This is a genomic window from Kitasatospora sp. NPDC091335, from assembly GCF_044757205.1.
Classification (GTDB): Bacteria; Actinomycetota; Actinomycetes; order Streptomycetales; family Streptomycetaceae; genus Kitasatospora.
In genome coordinates this window covers 129,187-147,032 of record NZ_JBIVUM010000016.1, presented here as the reverse complement: position 1 = coordinate 147,032, position 17,846 = coordinate 129,187, and the positions used below count along the sequence as shown (strand labels likewise).

General features: G+C 75.0%; 19 protein-coding genes. 8 read left to right on the top strand and 11 right to left on the bottom strand.

Features of this window, described 5'->3' with window-relative positions; genetic code table 11:
- Positions 1-107: 107 nt before the first annotated feature.
- From ACIQOW_RS29295 to ACIQOW_RS29265, 7 genes are all read right to left on the bottom strand, one after another.
- Entirely contained in the window at positions 108-1,301 is a 1,194-nt protein-coding gene (locus ACIQOW_RS29295; RefSeq protein WP_401089925.1) for a cytochrome P450, read from the bottom strand.
- The gene (locus tag ACIQOW_RS29290; protein WP_401090016.1) at positions 1,298-1,909 is read right to left on the bottom strand and encodes a GTP-binding protein; all 612 of its coding nucleotides are present in this window, start codon (positions 1,907-1,909) and stop codon (positions 1,298-1,300) included. The genes ACIQOW_RS29295 and ACIQOW_RS29290 overlap by 4 nt, the downstream gene beginning before the upstream one ends.
- Positions 1,910-2,000: 91 nt before the next feature.
- Positions 2,001-2,354, bottom strand: a complete 354-nt coding sequence (locus ACIQOW_RS29285; RefSeq protein WP_401089923.1) for a DUF742 domain-containing protein — start codon at positions 2,352-2,354, stop codon at positions 2,001-2,003.
- The gene (locus ACIQOW_RS29280; RefSeq protein WP_188297015.1) at positions 2,351-2,782 is read right to left on the bottom strand and encodes a roadblock/LC7 domain-containing protein; all 432 of its coding nucleotides are present in this window, start codon (positions 2,780-2,782) and stop codon (positions 2,351-2,353) included. The genes ACIQOW_RS29285 and ACIQOW_RS29280 overlap by 4 nt, the downstream gene beginning before the upstream one ends.
- Positions 2,779-4,608: an ATP-binding protein gene (locus tag ACIQOW_RS29275; protein WP_401089921.1), complete on the bottom strand. Its 1,830-nt coding sequence runs from the start codon at positions 4,606-4,608 to the stop codon at positions 2,779-2,781. Before ACIQOW_RS29275 ends, ACIQOW_RS29280 begins: the two co-directional genes overlap by 4 nt.
- A gap of 92 nt (positions 4,609-4,700) precedes the next feature.
- On the bottom strand, positions 4,701-5,705 hold the full coding sequence (locus tag ACIQOW_RS29270; RefSeq protein ID WP_401089919.1) for an MBL fold metallo-hydrolase: 1,005 nt from the start codon (positions 5,703-5,705) through the stop codon (positions 4,701-4,703).
- A gap of 279 nt (positions 5,706-5,984) precedes the next feature.
- On the bottom strand, positions 5,985-6,938 hold the full coding sequence (locus tag ACIQOW_RS29265; RefSeq protein ID WP_401089917.1) for a GNAT family N-acetyltransferase: 954 nt from the start codon (positions 6,936-6,938) through the stop codon (positions 5,985-5,987).
- Between the two features lie 413 nt (positions 6,939-7,351).
- On the opposite strand from ACIQOW_RS29265, the gene ACIQOW_RS29260 reads away from it, so the two are divergent.
- The 5 genes from ACIQOW_RS29260 to ACIQOW_RS29240 all read left to right on the top strand — a co-directional run bounded on the left by ACIQOW_RS29260 (position 7,352) and on the right by ACIQOW_RS29240 (position 11,454).
- Positions 7,352-8,179, top strand: a complete 828-nt coding sequence (locus ACIQOW_RS29260; RefSeq protein WP_401089915.1) for a DUF692 domain-containing protein — start codon at positions 7,352-7,354, stop codon at positions 8,177-8,179.
- Complete coding sequence (locus tag ACIQOW_RS29255) at positions 8,176-8,652, top strand: hypothetical protein (RefSeq protein WP_401089913.1); 477 nt, start codon at positions 8,176-8,178, stop codon at positions 8,650-8,652. The genes ACIQOW_RS29260 and ACIQOW_RS29255 overlap by 4 nt, the downstream gene beginning before the upstream one ends.
- 62 nt (positions 8,653-8,714) lie before the next feature.
- A complete protein-coding gene (locus ACIQOW_RS29250; protein ID WP_401089911.1) occupies positions 8,715-9,764 on the top strand; it encodes a TIGR04222 domain-containing membrane protein in 1,050 nt (349 codons plus the stop codon).
- 226 nt (positions 9,765-9,990) lie between these two features.
- Entirely contained in the window at positions 9,991-10,773 is a 783-nt protein-coding gene (locus tag ACIQOW_RS29245) for a TIGR04222 domain-containing membrane protein (RefSeq protein ID WP_188299259.1), read from the top strand.
- Between the two features lie 42 nt (positions 10,774-10,815).
- Positions 10,816-11,454, top strand: coding sequence for a hypothetical protein (locus tag ACIQOW_RS29240; protein WP_401089909.1), 639 nt, complete (start codon positions 10,816-10,818; stop codon positions 11,452-11,454).
- Between the two features lie 14 nt (positions 11,455-11,468).
- Here the strand turns inward: ACIQOW_RS29240 and hemQ are convergent, their stop codons facing one another.
- Genes hemQ through ACIQOW_RS29225 form a run of 3 tightly spaced genes read right to left on the bottom strand, consistent with a single transcriptional unit; the run spans position 11,469 to position 14,222 of the window.
- Positions 11,469-12,188 carry a hydrogen peroxide-dependent heme synthase gene (gene hemQ, locus ACIQOW_RS29235; protein ID WP_401089907.1) on the bottom strand — a complete coding sequence of 240 codons (720 nt, stop codon included), beginning with the start codon at positions 12,186-12,188 and terminating at the stop codon, positions 11,469-11,471.
- Positions 12,185-13,615: a protoporphyrinogen oxidase gene (gene hemG, locus ACIQOW_RS29230; protein WP_401089905.1), complete on the bottom strand. Its 1,431-nt coding sequence runs from the start codon at positions 13,613-13,615 to the stop codon at positions 12,185-12,187. The genes hemQ and hemG overlap by 4 nt, the downstream gene beginning before the upstream one ends.
- Positions 13,616-13,649: 34 nt before the next feature.
- Positions 13,650-14,222 carry a Uma2 family endonuclease gene (locus tag ACIQOW_RS29225; protein ID WP_401089903.1) on the bottom strand — a complete coding sequence of 191 codons (573 nt, stop codon included), beginning with the start codon at positions 14,220-14,222 and terminating at the stop codon, positions 13,650-13,652.
- A 54-nt stretch (positions 14,223-14,276) separates the two neighbouring features.
- On the opposite strand from ACIQOW_RS29225, the gene ACIQOW_RS29220 reads away from it, so the two are divergent.
- Complete coding sequence (locus ACIQOW_RS29220) at positions 14,277-14,717, top strand: DUF523 domain-containing protein (protein WP_401089901.1); 441 nt, start codon at positions 14,277-14,279, stop codon at positions 14,715-14,717.
- Positions 14,718-14,760: 43 nt separating this feature from the next.
- Here the strand turns inward: ACIQOW_RS29220 and hemE are convergent, their stop codons facing one another.
- Complete coding sequence (gene hemE / locus ACIQOW_RS29215) at positions 14,761-15,864, bottom strand: uroporphyrinogen decarboxylase (protein ID WP_401089899.1); 1,104 nt, start codon at positions 15,862-15,864, stop codon at positions 14,761-14,763.
- A gap of 145 nt (positions 15,865-16,009) precedes the next feature.
- Between hemE and ACIQOW_RS29210 the strand changes: the two genes are divergently transcribed.
- Positions 16,010-16,672, top strand: a complete 663-nt coding sequence (locus ACIQOW_RS29210) for a DUF3000 domain-containing protein (RefSeq protein ID WP_188295146.1) — start codon at positions 16,010-16,012, stop codon at positions 16,670-16,672.
- Positions 16,673-16,993: 321 nt separating this feature from the next.
- Complete coding sequence (locus tag ACIQOW_RS29205) at positions 16,994-17,710, top strand: response regulator transcription factor (protein ID WP_049651279.1); 717 nt, start codon at positions 16,994-16,996, stop codon at positions 17,708-17,710.
- The last annotated feature ends 136 nt before the right edge of the window (positions 17,711-17,846 follow it).

Below are 17,846 nucleotides of genomic sequence, written 5' to 3'. Positions count from 1 at the left end.
CGCACCGGTGCTGCCCCGGGACCGGCCCGCGACCTCCCCGCGACCTGCCCGCGACCTCCCCGCGACCTCCCCGCGACCTCCCCGCGACCTGCCCGCGAACCGTCCGGCTATCCCGCGACCGGTTCGAAGCGGACCGGCAGGTGCATCAGGGCGCGGTGGAACGGGCCCGGGCGCCAGAGCAGGTCCTCGGCGGGAGTGGACAGTTCGAGGTCGCTGAGGCGGCTGCCCAGCTGCTCGATGGCGGTGATCGCGATCAGCAGGGCCGGGTCCCGGGCCGGGCAGGCGTGCGGGCCGGCCGCCCAGGCCAGGTGGGCGCTCTCCCCGCTGCGCAGCCCGCCGTCCTCCGCGGGCGGCGCCGCCTGGGAGTTGGCGGCCGCGTACGAGACCAGCAGCAGCGTGCCCGCCTTGATCTCCCGGCCGTGGAAGGTGATGTCGTACCGCGGGTAGTGGGCGGAGAGGTTGGCCATCGGCGGCTCGTGCCAGAGCACCTCGTCGATCGCCTGGTGGGCGGTCATCGCGCCGCCGAACAGCGAGCCGGCGTAGCGGGCGTCGGTGAGCAGGCGCAGCAGGGCGTTGCCGATCAGGTTGGTGGTCGGCTCGTGCCCGGCGATCAGGGTCAGGGTGATCTGCCGGATCACCTCGTCGTCGTCCAGCCCGACCGGGTGGGTGACGTACCAGGAGGCGAGGTCGTGCCGGGGGCGCTCACGGCGCTCGGCGACCATCGCGGTGACCACCGAGAGGAGCTTCCCGTACGCGGCGCCCGCCTGCGCGGTGGACTCGATCAGCCCGGTGATCGCGGCCACCACGTCGGCGCGCTGCTCCTGCGGCACACCGAACCAGGTGGTGAGCACGAAGGCGGGCAGCCGGCGGGCGTACGCGGCGATCAGGTCGGCGTGCCCGACGGCGGCGAACTCGTCGATCAGCCGGTGCGCGGTCTCGGCGACCTGGCGCTGGAGCCGGTGCGGTTCCAGCAGCGCCAGGGCGTCGGTGATCACCGCCCGGTAGCGCGCGTGCGTCGCGCCGTCGCTGAACAGCGCGGTCGGGCGGTAGCCGAGCACCGGGAGCAGCGGGGAGTCCGGCGGGACGGTCCGCTGCCAGGCCCTGGAGTCCTTGGAGAAGGTGTCGGTGTCGCGCAGCAGGTCCAGCGCGGCCTGGTAGTCGGTGACCAGCAGGGCCTCGACGCCGGGCGCGATCTCCACCGGGGCGACCGGGCCGTGCCGCCGCAGCCGCTCGTAGACCAGCTGGGGGTCGGCGGCGAAGACCGGGCCGTGGATCGGGGTCGGGCGGGACTCGACGGTCACGGCTGCTCCGGGATGTCGGGGGTGTCGGAGGTGTCTGGGGTGCCAGGGGCCCCAGGGGCGTCAGGGGCGTCAGGGGCTGCGGGCAGGACGTCCAGGACGTGCTCGGCCAGCGCGATCAGCGCGTCCAGGCTGCTGTCGCGCTGCCGGGCGTCGCAGAGCAGCAACGGGGTGGTGGCGTGCAGGTCCAGGTGGGTGCGCAGCACCTCGACCGGGTGGTCCGGTGCGTCCGGGAAGCGGTTGACGGCGACGGCGTACGGCAGGCCCTGCTCCTCGACCATGTCCATGATCTCGAAGGAGTCGGCCAGCCGCCGGGTGTCGGCGAGCACCAGGGCACCCAGAGCGCCGCGGGCGATGTCCTGCCAGAGCGGGAAGAAGCGGCGCTGGCCGGGGGTGCCGAACATGTAGAGCACCACGTTGCCGGGCAGGGTGAGCCGGCCGAAGTCGACGGCGACGGTGGTGGTGGTCTTCTCGGGCAGGCCCACCAGGTCGTCCACCGGCCGGCCGGTCTCGGTCATCGCCTCCTCGGTGTGCAGGGTGGCGATCTCGGAGAGGGTGCGGATGAGGGTGGTCTTGCCGACCCCGAACGGGCCGGCCACCACCAGCTTCATCAGCGTCTGGTCCTGGTCGGGCAGGTAGCCCACCCGGCTCGGCCGGTCCGCCTGATCTGTCTGGTCTTCCGGGTCCGGCCGGGCGGCCGGGTCACCGGAGCGCACGGAGTCCAACGAGGAGCCTCTCGACGAGGGAGCGGTCGGTCTGCTGGGCGCGCGGGACCGGCGCGCGGGCGTGCAGGCAGCCCGCCTCGACCAGGTCGGCCGCGAGGAAGACGGTGGCGCTGACCGGCAGGCGCAGGTGCGCGGCGGCCTCCACGACGGTCAGCGCGCCGGGGCGCAGCAGTTCCCAGAGCCGGCGGTGTTCGGGTTCGAGCGCGTCCGGCGGGTCGGCGCGGTCGGCGAACAGCACGGTCAGCCGCTCGAAGCCCTTGGTGCCGGGACGGCTGCGGCCGCCGGTGGCCAGGTAGGCGGGCACCATCCGCCTGCGGGGGACGGCGGTCATGACCGCTCGTCGTCGTCCTGCCGCCGGGCCGGGCTCGCGAGTGCCCGGCCCAGGGCGGCGACCTGTACCTGCATCTGGTAGGCCACGTTGCCGAGTTGGGCGTCCGGCGCGGTGAACACGGCGAGCGAGGTGTTCTCCCCCGCGGGCACCACGATGGCGTAGCCGAGATCGGACTCCACCACGGTCTGGGCCAGCCGGGGCCGCTCGGCGTCGGTGAACGCGGTGGTGAAGGCCCGGGCGGCGGCGTGCACGGTCGCGGTCATCGCGGCGACCCGCTCGGCCGAGGCTCGCTCCAGGCCGTCCGAGGCGCCTTCGACCAGGCCGTCCCCGGTGGCGATGACCGCGTGCAGCACTCCGGGGAGCTCCAGCAGCGGGGTCAGCACCCACGAGATCTCGTCGGTGGCGGTCGGGCTGGGCGTGCTGCTCACTGCTCGGCTCCTTCTGGGGTCGGACCGGTGCTCTGCTCACCGGGTTCGCGGCCGGCGGTGGTGTCGCCGGGGGTGCCGGCGCTGTCGGCGGCCCTGGCCACGGCGGCCCGGCCGGAGTCGGTGCCCCGTTGCAGCGCCTGCCAGTGGGCGGCGGCCTGCTCGGGGGTGCGCCCGGCTCCGGGGGCGGGCGCGCGGGCGGGTTCAGCGGCAGCGGGCTCCCCCGCGGTCAGCGGACGGCGGCGGCGCCGGGTGGGCAGGCCGGTGCCGTCGTCGGCCGCGGGTGCGTCGTTCGCGGGCGCGTGGTTCGCGGGTGCTTCGATGCTGGGCGCTGCGGCCCGCCGGCCGTCCCCGAGCGGACCGTCCCCGGCCGGAGCTTCCTCCGCCGGAGCCGGATCGGGCACCACCCTGATGGCCGGTGCCGGGTGCGGTCCCGGCTGGTTGTGCCGGTCGGCGAGCTGCGGCCCGTCCTGCTCGTCGGCGTCGCGCATCGGCGGAACGGCGGCGACGGTGGGTGCCGGGGCCGGGCCGGCGCCGGCCCGCAGCGGCAGCGGGGTGAGCACCGAGAGCGGCTGCGCGTCGTCCACGACGGTCACCAGCGCGGCCGGGATGCGCAGGATGGTCCGCATGCCGCCGTACGGCGAGGGCTCGATGTGACAGGAGAAGCCGTACTGGCGGGCCAGCTTGCCGATCACCGCGAAGCCGGTCTTGGGCGGGTTGCCGAGTTCGGTGAGCAGCACGTCCGGCGGGCCGGCCAGCAGTCGGCGGGCCCGGCGCAGCTGGTCCTCGTCCATCCCGATGCCGCTGTCGTCGATGATCACCAGCGCGCCGCGGCCGCCCTGCTGGACGGTGACCGGGACGTCGGTCTCCGGGTGGGAGTAGGCGGTGGCGTTGGCGAGCAGTTCGGCGATGGTGACGGCGATCGGCTCGGCGGCCCTGGCGACCACGGCCAGGCGCTGCTCCCGCAGGTGGTTGGCGACCTTGACCCGGGAGTAGCCGGGCACCCGGGAGAGCGCGCCGACGACCACCTCGGCGAGCGGCGAGTCGGTGCGGGCCAGGCCGGGCCAGGCCTCGCAGAGCACCGCGACGGTCTGGATCCGGCGCAGCGCGACCTCGTTGCGGAAGTCGACCTCCAGCAGCCTGGGGTCGTCGTTCTCGTGCTGGAGCTGCTGGACCAGGCTCTGGATCTGGTACAGCAGGGTCTGGATCCGGGAGGTGGCGCCGCGCATGGTGGCGCGGGCGGCGGCGTCCACCCGCTCGCGTTCGTCGGCGAGGGCGGCGTGCGCGGCGTCCAGCACGGACTGGAGCGCCCGGACGGCCTCGGGGCCGACTGCCTGCGGGTCGAGCGGGCCGACCATCGGGGCGTTGGTGTGGGTGAGCCGGACGGCGGTGGCGGCGACCCGTTCCTGGGCGAGGTGGCCGATCTCGGCGAGCAGTGCGGCGGACCGTGCCTCGGCGGCGGCCAGGGCGCGGTCCGCCTCCTCGGCCCGGACGGTCGCGGCGGCGCCCTGCTGGACGGCGTCCCGGACGGTGTCCTGCGCCTGCCGGGCCGCCTCCTGCGACTCGCGGACGCTGTCCTCGGCGGCCCGGGTGCGCTCCTCCGCCCTCCCGGCGTCCTCGGCGGAGCGCCGGACGGCCTCCTGCGCCTCGCGCAGCTGCTGCTCGGCGCGGGCGAGCCTGCCCTCGGCGGTCCGGGCGCGTTCCTCGCCGTGGCCGAGTGCGGTCTCGGCGGCCGTGGCCCGGGCGACGGCCCCGGCCCGGCCGCGGGCGAGCACGCCCGTGGCCACGGCGGCGACCAGCGCCAGGACGATCAGCGCGATCTGCGTCATCGAAGTCCTCGGGGGTGCTTGCGGATCGGGCCGGACGGGAAGGCCGGGAAGGCCGGGAAGGCCGGGCTGCCGGACGGGGAGCCCGGGCGGGGTCAGTTCCGGGCGGTGCGCGGGGGGCGGGCCCGGTCCTCGGCCAGCTCCCTGGCCACCAGGGCGACCTGGCCCATGGCCTCCAGGACGCCCGGGGCCGCCGAGCCGTCCAGGTGCCGGTACTCGGCCGCGATGGTGAGCACCAGCCGCTCGGGCAGGCCGAGTTCGGGGTGGCGCCGCTCGGCGATCACCCGCCGGGCGGCGTCCAGCGCGGGTATCCCGGCGGCCTGCAGGGCGTGGGCGCGCTCGCGGACGTACGCGAGGTAGCCGATGTGCTCCCGGACGCCGGCCCGGTCGAGCACCGGGCCGTGGCCCGGTACGAAGATCTCCGCGCCGGTGGCCAGGGCCCGCTCGCAGGCGCCGATGACGTTCTCCAGCGGTCCTGCCCAGTGCGAGGGGTGGTCGCCGGGCTGCTCGGGCGTCGAGGAGAAGATCACGTCGCCGGTGAACACCGCGCGCTGGTGCGGGAGGTGGACCATCAGGTCGCCGCCGGTGTGGGCGGCGGGCAGGCTGGTGATCTGCACCGGGTACCGGCCGACGGTCAGCTCCAGCTCACCGGTGAAGACGGTGTCCGGGCGCACCGCCTCGGCGGTGGACCAGTCGAACACTCCGAAGTGCTCCCGCAGGTAGCCGCCGAGCGGCGAGTCCGGATCGCTGGTGGTGACCAGCGCGTGCTGCTGCTGGGGGGTGGGCTCCCAGTGGATGTGCTCCAGGGCCTCGCGGGTGGCGATCACCTCGGCGTCCGGCAGCACCCCGGCGCCCCACAGGTGGTCCCCGTTGGCGTGGGTGACGACCACCCGGTCGACCTCGACCCCGGCGGGCAGCAGCCGCCGGCTGGCGGCGAGGAACTCCCCGGCCAGCGAGGGGTCGTACGGTGTGTCGATCCAGAGCGCCGTGGTCTCCGAAGCCAGCAGTCCGCAGTTGGCCAGGCCCCATCCCCGCTTCGGCGGGAGCCACACGTACAGGTCCTCGGCAATCGCGCTCACGTTCGCACGGTTGATCGTCATGTGCGCGATTATGCCCATGATGTGTCAGGGGTGGAGCAAAACTCTTACGGTTCAAGCCACTTCGCGTCTTCAGAAGCCCGGGATATCCCAATTCATCCCGAGTGGTCTGGACCACATCTGGCCGAACCGGCCCGTCCCCCCGCAGCGCGGAGGCACCCGCGCTGCCCCCTCGGACCAGCGCCGACCCTCGGCGCGACAGCGCCACGGGGGTCGGCAGGGTGCGGAGGGGTCGGCAGGGTGCGGCGGGGTGCGGCGGACCCCGCCGGCGACGGCGAGGCGTCAGGCTTCCCGACCCGCGGGCCGCTCCAGCCGCTTGATCCCCTTGCGCTCCCCCGCGCAGCGCTCGTAGCCCAGCCAGGCGTTGATCGCCAGCATCGGCCCGTTGGTCGTGTCGTTGCTGGTGTACGCGTGCCGGTAGCCCGCCGCCACGGCGAGCCGCAGCGACTCCAGCTTGGCCGACTTGGTCAGCCCCAGGCCGCGGAACTCCCGGCGGCAGGCGGTGAACGCGGACCAGTAGCGGTCCGCCCCGTCGGTCTGCGCCATGCTGAACGCGGCCGGCTCGCCGTCCACCACGGCGACGACGCTCAGCGCCAGGTCCCGGTCCGGGCGGGTCCAGTCGCCGCGCAGCCAGTCCTCGTACTCCAGGGCGTCCATCGGCACCTCGCTGCCCGGCTCGTCCAGGACGGCGTCCGCCTCGACCAGGAACACCGGGTGCGGGTCGGCCGCCCAGTCGGCGGCCGGGCGCAGCTCGACGCCCGCCGGCAGTACCGGCGCCGGTGGCAGCGGCAGCGTCAGATCCCGTCCGGCGAACTGCATGGCGCGCCCGAGCCGGTAGCCACTGGCGGTGGCGAAGGCCAGCGAGGCGGGCTCGTCGTCCATCCAGGTGTGCAGCTCGGTCACCCCGTGCCCGGTCAGGTGCCGCTCGGCCGCGGTCAGCAGCGCGGTGGCCGCCCCACGCCGCCGGAAAGCGGGCAGCACGCTGCCGTTGGCGTAGCCGACGCCCTCGGTCGTCGTGCCGAGCACCACGCCGCAGCGCACCGCGCCGAGCACCCGGCCGTCCAGCTCGGCGACGAAGGTGCGGAAGTGTTCCTCGGGGCTGGGCTGGGCGTTCTGCCAGGCCAGGGCCTCGGCGGAGAGCACCAAGTGCTCGCGCTCGGCCCGGTGGGCCGCCGCCACGGCGCCGGCGTCCTCGGGGCGGAAGTCACGGATCGTCAGGGAGATCGAAGGAGTCATGGATTCCCACGCTAGCCGCGCCCGCCCGTCCCGCGCCCCCCATTTTTCCCGCCGCCGGGGCGCCCCACCTGCGGGGACGGCCGAGACTCGGGACCAAAGTCCCTGATCGCCGGGCCGACAAGCTCAAATAATGCTCTGAGAAGACCGGGTGAGGCTTGGCAGCCACCCCGCCCGGGGACATCCTCAGCAACACGGCCACGCGGTCCTGGCGACGACGCCCGCACCGGTCGACGGCCCTTCTCACCCGGCCCTCCGAAGGGGGCGAACCGATGACCACTCCTGCCCCTGACCTGCCCGGCTCCGCCACCGCGAGCCCGAGCGCCGCGCCCCCGGGAACGGCACCCCGGGGAAGCACGCCCGCCGGAACCGCGGCCCCGAGAACCGCGGCCCCGAAATCGGCGTCCACAGGAACCATGCCCCCGGAAACCACGACCCGCCTGGGCGTCGGCCTCGGCTGGCGCAGCGAGATCGACACCGTGGTCGAGCGCCAGCCCGGCCTGGACTGGGTCGAGGTGGTCGCCGAGAACATCTGCGCCGACCACCTGCCCGACTCGCTGACCGTCCTGCGCGAACGCGGCGTCACCGTCGTCCCGCACGGCGTCGGCCTCGGCCTCGGCGGCGCGGACCTGCCCGCCCCGGGCCGCCTCGCCCGGCTCGCCGACGCCGCCCTGGCGCTCGGCTCCCCGCTGGTCACCGAGCACCTGGCGTTCGTCCGGGCCGGCGGCCTGGAGGCCGGCCACCTGCTGCCCGTCCCCCGTACCCGGGACTCGCTGCGGGTGATCGCCGAGAACGTCCGGATCGCCCAGGAACAGCTGCCGGTGCCGCTCGCCCTGGAGAACACGGCCGCCCAGCTCGCCTGGCCGGACGACGAGTTCAGCGAGGGCGAGTTCCTGGCCGAGCTGGTCGAGCGCACCGGCGTCCGGCTGCTGATCGACGTCGCCAACCTGCACACCAACCGGGTCAACCTCGGCCTCGACCCGGCCGCCGAACTCGACCGCCTGCCGCTGGAGGCGCTCGCCTACGTGCACGTCGCGGGCGGCAGGCTGGTCGACGGCGTCTGGCACGACACCCACGCCCACCCCGTCACCGAACCGGTCCTGGAGATACTGGCCGAACTCTGCGCACGGACCGCCCCGCCAGGCGTCCTGCTGGAGCGGGACGCCAACTTCCCGCCGCCCAGCGAGCTGGCCGGCGAACTGGACGCCATCCGCCGGGTCCTGGAGGGGAGCACCCGGCGATGACCGACCCGACCACGATCCAGGAGGCCACCGACCGGGACCTCGCCACCGACCGGGACCTCGCCGCCGCCCGGCAGCGGCTGGCCCGGCGCCAGGAGGAGCTGCTGGCCGCCCTGGTGGCCGGCGGGCCCGTCCCGCCCGGCTTCGACGAGCGCCAGGTCCGCGCCCAGTCCACCGGCCTGGCCGCCAAGCGGCGGAGCACCACCGCCAAGGTGGCCCCCGACCTGCCCCGTATGCTCGGGGCGCAGTACGGGCCGCTCTTCCTCGGCTACGCCCGCTCCCACCCGCAGACCGGCGGCTACCGCTCCGACGCCCGGGCCTTCGCGCAGTGGGTGCTCACCGACGGCGGCCCGCTCGCCGACGACCACCGCCGGGCCCTGGAGCAGTGGCTCCACCCGGCACCCGTACCACCGCCCGGCCCGCTCGCGCGCCTGCGCCGGGCCCTGCGCCGCCAGAGCGTGCCTGACACGCCCTGACAGCCGGCGGCCGGGGGCCACCAGCCTCTGGCGAACCATCACCACCTCGGGGGGAACCGCCCATGTGGCGCAACAGCTACTTCATCGTCCCGGCCGTCCTGCTGGTGACCGCCGCCCTGTACGCCTCGCGGACCCGGCAGCACATCGGCCGGGTCCGGTACGCCAAGGGCCTGCCCGGCCGCGGCCTGCCGCTGCTCGACACCGCGTTCCTGTCCGGCGGTCCCGGGCGGGTGTTCGACACCGCCCTGGTCCGGATGCACCTCAGCGAGCAGGCCGTGATCAGCCGCTCCGGCCTGGTCACACTCACCGGCGCCAAGCCGTACGACGCCGTCGACAAGGCGGTCCAGGACGCCGTCGGCCCGACCGGGAGCCGCGAGATCGGCCCGCTGCGCCACGCCGTGATGCGCTCCGCCGCCGTCCAGGAGATCGGCGACAGGCTCGCCGACCGCGGCCTGCTGCGCCGCCCCGAGCGGCTGCGGCGGGCCCGCACCGCCCGCCGGCTGCTCTGGCTCGCGCTGCTCGTCGTGGTGGCCTCCGCGGTGGCCTCCGTACTGATCGACGACGGCGTCATCGGCCACGACCGCCCGAACCTCTGGATCCCGGGCCTCCTGGCGGCCGGGGGCCTCGTCGCGCTGCTCGCCACCCCGCAGATCAGGAGCCGGATCACCCCGGCGGGAGCGCGCCAGCTCTCCCTGATGCAGGGCGGGCCGTGGAAGCCCGACTCCGGGGTGTCGCCCAAGCTGGCCGGCGGGGCGCTGCTGGGCGCGCTCGCGCTCGGCGGGCTGGCCGCGGCCGGGCTGGACGACCAGGAGCTGGAGGCCACGATGCTGGCCGCGTCGGCCGAGGACGAGGCCGTGCGGCACGCGGCCGCCGCGAACGCCGCGTCGTCGTCCTCGTCGTCGTCCTCCTCGTCCTCCTCGTGCTCCTCCGGCTCCGACGGCGGCAGCACCTCCTGGTGCGGTTCCTCGGACTCCGGCTCCTCCGGCTGCGGCTCCTCGTCGTCGAGCTGCGGCTCCTCGTCCTCCTCCAGCTGCGGGTCCTCCTCGTCCAGCTGCGGTTCGTCGTCCTCCTCCAGCTGCGGATCGAGCTGCGGCGGCGGCTGCGGCTCCTGACCCCGGCCCCGGCGGCCGGCCGGGCGATCGGCGGGGACGGGGTGCGCGGCCCGGCGGTCGCCGAGGGACCGGCCGCCGTCGGGCCGCGCGCGGGGACGCACCGCCCGGCCGAGGAGGCTCCACCGCACGGCCGCGCCCCCACTGACGCCCCGCCGGACGTCACAGTTCGGTATCGCGGACCGGGAATGCGTTCCGCGCGCCCTCGCCGCAGGCATACAACATGCCCATGTGGTTGCTGTTCCTCATACCGGCCTGTGTCGCGGCGGTGCTGTCCTGCCTCCGACTGGTCCGGATGACCGCCACCGCCGACGCCCTCACCGACCCGACCGGCCTGCGGCCCCCCGAAGCCGTCGGCATCGGCCTGTACGAGACCGCCTACCTGGCCGGCGGCCCGGACCGGGTGGTCGAACTCGCCCTCGTCCTGATGGCCGGCCGGGGCCGGCTGCACCTGGCGCACACCGGCTGGACCACCGTGGTCGACCCCAGGGGCCGCAGCCGGCTGGAGCGGGCGGTCATCGCCACCGTCGGCCCCGGGGGCCAGTGCCGCACCGACGAGCTGCGCCGGGCGATGGCCGAGCACCCCACCGTGCTGGAGATCGGCGCCCGGCTCGCGCTGGCGGGCCTGGCCACGCCCGCGATGGTGCAGCGCACCACCGTGGTGGTGGTCCGGCAGGTGCGCCACGCGCTGCTGCTGTCGCTGGTCCTGCTGGCCGCCTCGCTGGCCCTGAGCGGCTTCACCGGCGGCGACACCCTCGCCCCGCTCGCCTGGTTCTCGCTGCCGCTGATGCTCACCTCCGGCACCCTGCTGATGGCCCGGGTCGACGTCTACCCGTACACCCGTTGGGCCTCCCCGACCGGCCAGGAGGTACTGCGCGAGGTCCGCCCGGCCCGCCAGCGCGGCCTCGCCGACGACGAGGAGCGCGAACTGCTCACCGCCGTCGCCATGAACGGCCCCGCCGTCCTCCCCGACGCCCGCCTCCGCGCCGCCCTGCGCCCCCACCGGACCTGAAATCCGGCTGCGCCCACCCCGCGACCAGGGCAGACTCCCCCCATGGACGAACCCTCCCCGGCCGGACCGGCCCTCGGCAAGCACGGCCTCGCGACGCTGGAGCGCGCCCGCCTCGAGGGCCGCCCGGTGCGGCTGCGCCGCTCGATCCCCGGCGCGGACCGGCTGGAAGGCTTCGTCCTCGGCACCGGCCCGGTCTGGACCCTGCTCGCCAACTGCGTCGACCACCGCCCCGACGGCTGGACCGCCGTCCGCACCACCGACCTGCACCGGGTCCGCGACCGCGGCGGCGAGGAGAGCCTGACCGTACGGGCGCTGCGCCGCCGAGGCCTGTGGCCGCTCCGCCCGCCCGGCGCCCGCCTGCCGCTGGACGACCTGCCGGGCCTGCTGACCGCCGCCTGCGCCGAGTACGGCCTGATCGCCCTGCACACCGAGCACCGCGACCCCGCCGTCTGCCGGGTCGGCACGGTCACCGCGCTGCGCCCCGCCTCGCTGCGGCTGCACGAGGTCGACCCCGAGGCACGCTGGCACGCGGAGCCGACGAAGTTCCGCTTCAAGGACGTCACCCGGGTCGACCTCGGCGACCACTACACCTCCGTGCTGCGCGAGTTCGCCGGACCACGGCCACGGCACCCCACCGGAACGCAGGAGGCCGGTTCCCCCTCGGGGGAACCGGCCTCCTGACACCGCGCGGTCGCTCAGGCCAGGCCGTTCAGCAGCTCGCTCACCGGCTTGCGGCGGCCGGTGAAGAACGGCACCTCCTCGCGGACGTGCAGCCGGGCCCGGGAGGGGCGCAGGTCGCGCATCAGGTCGACGATCCGGTGCAGCTCGTCCGCCTCGAAGGCGAGCAGCCACTCGTAGTCGCCGAGCGCGAACGAGGCCACCGTGTTGGCCCGCACGTCCGGATAGCCGCGCGCCATCTGGCCGTGCTCGGCGAGCATCGCGCGCCGCTCGGCGTCCGGCAGCAGGTACCACTCGTAGGAGCGGACGAACGGGTACACGCAGACGTAGTCGCGCGGGCGCTCGTCGGCCAGGAACGCCGGGATGTGCGACTTGTTGAACTCGGCCGGGCGGTGCAGCGCCATGTTCGACCAGACCGGCTCCAGCAGCCGGCCGAGGCCGGTGCGGCGGAAGCGGTTGTACGCCTCCTGGAGGTCGTCCGAGTCGGCGGCGTGCCACCAGACCAGGATGTCGGCGTCCGCGCGCAGACCGGAGACGTCGTACGTGCCGCGCACGGTCACGTCCTTGGCGTCCAGCTGCGCGAACAGCTCGTCCACCTCGGCGGCGAGGGCGGTGCGGTCCTCGGGCAGGGCGCCCTTGAGCTTGAACACCGACCACATGGTGTAGCGGATGACCTGGTTCAGGTCGCGCGCCTTCTTCTTCTCGGGCTGCTGCTCCCGCTCAACGCTCTCAGTCATGCGCCCATTGTCCTCTCCGTGGAACCTTCCCCGGTCTCCGGGGTCAACAGTCTGTCGACGGCCGCCGCGGCGGCGGCGGCCGACCCGATGCACGCCGGAATGCCCACCCCGTCGTACGCGGCGCCGCACAGCGCCAGCGCGCCCACCCGCCCGGCCGCCGCCCGCACCCGGGCCACCCGGTCCAGATGCCCCACCGGGTACTGCGGCAGACCGGCCGCGAAGCGGGACACGAAGGTGTCGTACGGCCGGGCGGTCAGCCCGATCGCCTCCTCCAGGTCCGCCAGCGACCGCGCCACCAGCTCCTCGTCCGGCAGCCCCAGCGCCTCCTCCTCGCGGTGCCGGCCCAGCGAGGTGCGCAGCAGGAACGCGTCCGGCGCGGAGCGCTCCAGCCACCCCCACTTGTTGGAGGAGAAGGTCGAGGCCTTGATCCGCCGGCCGTCCACCGGCGGCACCAGGAAGCCGCTGCCGCTCGGCGGCTCGGCCAGGTCGGCGCGGCGGAAGGCCAGGGTCACCAGGGCCATGCCCGCGTACTCGACGGTGTCCAGCTCGGTGGCGGCCGCCGGGGCGTCCTCGCGCAGCAGCCGGGCCGCGGCGGGGGCCGGGACGGCCAGCACCACGGCGTCCGCGTGCAGCACCTCGCCGCCGGTCACCACCCGCCAGCCGTCGGGGGTTCGGCGCAGTTCGTCCACCGGGGCGTCGGTGCGCAGGTCCACGCCCGCCTCGACGCAGGCCGCGGCGACCGCGCCGGGCAGGGTGCCGAGACCGCCGCGCAGCCCCTGGAACACCGGGGTTCCGGCCGCCTTCGGCCGGGAGGCCAGCTCGTGCACCCCCTCGACCAGCGAGCCGCCGCCGCGCGCGATCGGCAGCAGCTGCGGCACGGCGGCGCGCAGCGAGATCTCGTCGGCGCGGCCGGCGTAGACGCCGCCCAGCAGCGGCTCGACCAGCCGGTCCACGACTTCCCGGCCCAGCCGGTCGGCGACGTAGCGGCCGATCGGGGCGTCCTCGCCGATCTCGGCGGACTCCTCGTGCCTGGCCCGCTCCAGCCCCTCCGCGGTCAGCACCCCGGAGGCGGCCAGCGCCTCCAGGTCACCGGGAACGCCCATCACCTGCCCGCCGGGCAGCGGCCGCAGGGCGCCGCGGGTCCAGATCGCGGCCTTCGCGGTGGTCGGCGGCTCCAGTTCCCGCGCCAGCCCGACCGCCCGCGCCAGCTCCACCGCCTCCGGCCGCCGGGCCAGCACCGACTCGGCCCCGAGGTCCACCCTGACCCCGCCGACCTCTCCGCCCCACAGCTTCCCGCCGACCCGCCCGGACGCCTCCAGCAGCGTCACCCGCGCCCGCGCCGGCCCTCCGGCCGCCCCGCTCAGGAAGGCGGCCGCGGCCAGTCCCGCGATACCGCCACCGACGACGACGACCTGTGCATCCGACATGCTCCGCAGTCTCGCAGGTCTTTACACGGATGCCTCAATCCGCTGCACGCCCGAGGTCGATCGTGATCGGGAACGGCACCGGCCGCTCCAGCGTGCCCCGGAAAATCCCGGCAGGCGCGTACGAAGCGGTCGCCTCGTCCAGCTCGTAGACGTGCACAGCCGCGCAGTCGTCCTCTTCCTCCTCGACGATCCAGTAGTGCGGGATGCCCGCCTCGGCGTACTTCCGGACCTTGACCGTCCGGTCGCGGTGTGCGGACTCCGGCGAGACGACCTCGATGACGAGCAGGACCTCGTCGGGAGTGAACTGCGTGCGCCTGCCCTCGAAGTCCGCCCTGACCACGAGGACGTCCGGCTCGGGGCGGTTCCGCTTGTCGAGCTTGATCGACATCTCCCGGCCGACCCTGACACCTTCCGGAACCTGGGCACTCAGCGCGATCTTGAGGTTGTCGACGACTTCGCCGTGCCACCAACGCTGCGGGGACATCATGAAGACCAGTGCTCCATCGATCAGTTCGGTGTGCCGCGGCGCCTGCGGCAGGTGGTCGAGGTCGTCCGCAAACCAGCCCTCGTCCCTGGGCGCGTACATCCAGTCCGGCAGCTCGCTCATGCCCCTACGGTAGCGAGTTCGGGAGCGCGGCGGCCCCCACCTATTCTGTGTGCTATGGAACCGATCGTGGTGAGTGCGTGTCTGGCCGGGATCCCCTGCCGGTACGACGGGCGGGCGAAGACCTCCGACGGCGCCGTGCGCCTGGTCGAGGACGGGCGGGCCGTGGTGGTGTGCCCGGAGGGTGCGGGCGGGCTGCCGACACCGCGGCCGCCGGCGGAGATCGTGGGCGGGGACGGCGCGGACGTGCTGGACGGGCGGGCCCGCGTGGTGGACGCGACCGGCGCGGACTGCACCGAGGAGTTCCTGGCCGGCGCCCGGGCGGCGCTCGCCGCCGCCGAGCGGGCGGGGGCGAGGCGGGCTCTGCTGATGGCGCGCAGCCCGTCCTGCGGCTGCGGCCGGGTGTACGACGGGACGTTCACCGGGGAGCTGCGTCCCGGTGACGGGGTGACGGCGGCGCTGCTGCGCCGGGCCGGGATCGAGGTCTCGGCCGGGTAGCGGGCCCCGGGCCCCCCCGGGGCCGGGGCCCGCCACCGGGAGGTCAGCGCGCGCTGGCCTCGTGGACGAAGGCGACGAGGCGGCTGAGCGCGTCCGGGTCCATGGACGGCAGCACGCCGTGGCCGAGGTTGAAGATGTGGCCGCTGGTGCCGAGCGCCTGGGCGGCGTGCAGCACCTCGCGGGCCTTGGTCTCCACGACCCTGGTGGGCGCGAACAGCACCGCCGGGTCGAGGTTGCCCTGGAGGCCCTTGCCCGGGCCGACCCGCTCGGCGGCGACGTTCAGCGGCACCCGCCAGTCGACCCCGACGATGTCCGCGCCGGCCTGGCCCATCAGGCCGAGCAGCTCACCGGTGCCGACACCGAAGTGGATCCGCGGCACGCCGTACCCGGCGACGGCGTCGAAGACCTTGGTGCTCGACGGCATCACCGAGCGGCGGTAGTCGTCCGGCGCGAGCGCGCCGACCCAGGAGTCGAACAGCTGGACCGCCGACGCGCCGGCCTCGATCTGCACCTTGAGGAAGGCCGAGGTGATGTCCGCGAGCCGGTCCACCAGGGCGGCCCACAGCTCGGGCTGCCCGTACATCATGGCCTTGGTGTTCTCGTGGTTCTTGGACGGCCCGCCCTCGACCAGGTAGCTGGCCAGCGTGTACGGCGCGCCGGCGAAGCCGATCAGCGGGGTCTCGCCGAGCTCGTCCACCAGCAGGCCGACGGCCTCGGTGATGTAGGGGACGTCGTCCGGCTCCAGCGGGCGCAGCCGCTTCAGGTCCTCGACGGTGCGGATCGGGTCGGCGATGACCGGGCCGACGCCGGGCTTGATGTCGACGTCGATGCCGACGGCCTTGAGCGGCACCACGATGTCGCTGAAGAAGATCGCCGCGTCCACCTTGTGCCGGCGCACCGGCTGGAGGGTGATCTCCTTGACCAGCTCGGGCCGCATGCAGGACTCCAGCATGGGGATGCCCTCGCGGACCTTCAGGTACTCGGGCAGCGAGCGGCCGGCCTGGCGCATGAACCACACCGGCGTGTGCGGCACCGGCTCGTGCCGGCAGGCGCGCAGGAACGCGGAGTCGTGCGCGGCGCCGCGGCGCGCGGGAGTGGTCGGGCCGTCGTGGGTGGCCGCCGTCGTGTCTGCCGTAGTCTCGCTCACGCCTCAAATCTTCGCACGCGCCCCGAGCCCGGTTTCCCGGCCGGGCTCGTCGGTTCCTCCAAGATCTGCCGGGTTTGCCGTTCCGGCACGCCGCTGGGAGAGAAGTTGCGGCGATAACCCCGTTCTTCGACCTAGTCTTCGAGGCATGGCAGCGGTCGGAGGGCACCCCGCACAGGGTGGCGGAGCAGGTGGCGGAACGGGTCGCGAGGGGGCGCCGAGCGAGTTCCGGGCGGCGGTGGCGGCCCTGGACGGGGCCAGGCTGCGGCCCGAGGTGCAGCTCTCCCCCGCGCCGGCGCCGCGCCGGCTCGCCCCGCACTCGTTCGCGGTGACCGCCTCGGTCGAGGTGGACGGCGAGGAGCTGGCGGACGGCCGGCTGGTGCTGCTGTACGACCCGGCCGGGCAGGAGGCCTGGAACGGGGAGTTCCGGGTGGTCACGATGACCAGGGCCGAGCTGGAGCCGGAGATGGCCGGCGACCCGATGCTCTCCGAGGTCGGCTGGGCCTGGCTGCTGGACGCCCTCCAGGCGCACGGCGCCGGGTACGCGGAGCCGTCCGGCACGGTGACCCTCTGCTCCTCCCAGTACTTCGGCGGCCTGGCGGACCGCCCGTCCTCGACCGAGGTCGAGATCCGGGCCTCCTGGACCCCGGCCGACGGCCGCTTCGAGCGACACCTGGCGGCCTGGACGGACCTGCTGTGCATCAGTGCCGGCCTGCCGCCGGCCGCCCCGGCCCCGCAGGGACCCGCCGAGGTTCCTTCACTCGGTGGAGTGGTTCCGATGCCGGCCCGGCGACGCCCCCGGTCGCACTGACGGGTGGTGTCGCCGGCCCGACGGCACCCGACGGCCGTACGCCACCCCCAGGGCTGACGGAGTGTGACTTCCGACCCGCTCTACGTCAATTCACCGGTCGATACCGACCGATCAGCGCCGAATCTGATCGATTTTGTGCGAATACCAGGCATGTCGCATCAATCATTTGCGCGATTTGTCCGTATTGTTACTCACTAGATCGTGATCTTTCGCTAAAGCCGGGCACGGTTGCTGCCGAAGCAGACTGTGACCCTTTCCGAACGCGGAACACTCCGACCGCCCCCATCGGGGTTCCGTCCGCCACTCCCCGCAGGAGGCCTGGTGTCGGTCCTTCTTGAGCACCCCGCAAACGTGGTCGCCTACCGGCCGACCAAGCCCACCGCCATGGTGGTCATCGCCGATCCCCGTGTCCGAAACACCGTCACCCGCCACCTGTGGGCCCTCGGCGTCCGGGACGTGATCGAGGTGTCCTCGATCGCCGAGGCCCGTCCCCGGGTCTCCACACCGCGCGACATCTGTGTCGCCGACGTACATCTTCCCGACGGCTCCGGGCTGACCATCCTCGCCGAGACCCGCGCCGCGGGCTGGCCCAACGGCCTGGCACTGTCCGCGGCCGACGACATCGGCGCGGTCCGCAGCGCACTGGCCGGAGGCGTCAAGGGCTACGTGGTGACCGGCACCCGGACGAACGTCGCGATGCCGGGCCGCCCCGGGATGCCGCTCGGTGCCGCCGGGCTGGCCGGCCGGATGCGCCGCCCGGGGATGCCGGGCATGCCGGGCGCGGCCGGTGCGCCGGGCGCCCCCGGAGCCCCCGGAGCGCCGGGCGCGCAGCAGGCCGCGTACCGCGAGCTGTCGGGCCGTGAGGTCGAGGTGCTGCGGCTGGTCGCCGAGGGTCAGTCCAACAAGGCGATCGGCGTGGCGATGGGCCTGTCGGCGCTCACCGTGAAGAGCCACCTCGCCCGGATCGCCCGCAAGCTGGGCACCGGCGACCGCGCCGGAATGGTCGCGGTCGCGCTGCGCACCGGCATCATTCACTGATCCGGGCGCTCCGGACCGCTGCGGGGGGGGGGGGGGGGGGGGGGGGGGGGCCCGCCCCGCCCCCCCCCCCGGGGCCGGCGGGGGGGGGGGGCGGGGGGGGGGGGGGCCGCCCGCCGCCCGGCGGCGCCCCCGCGCG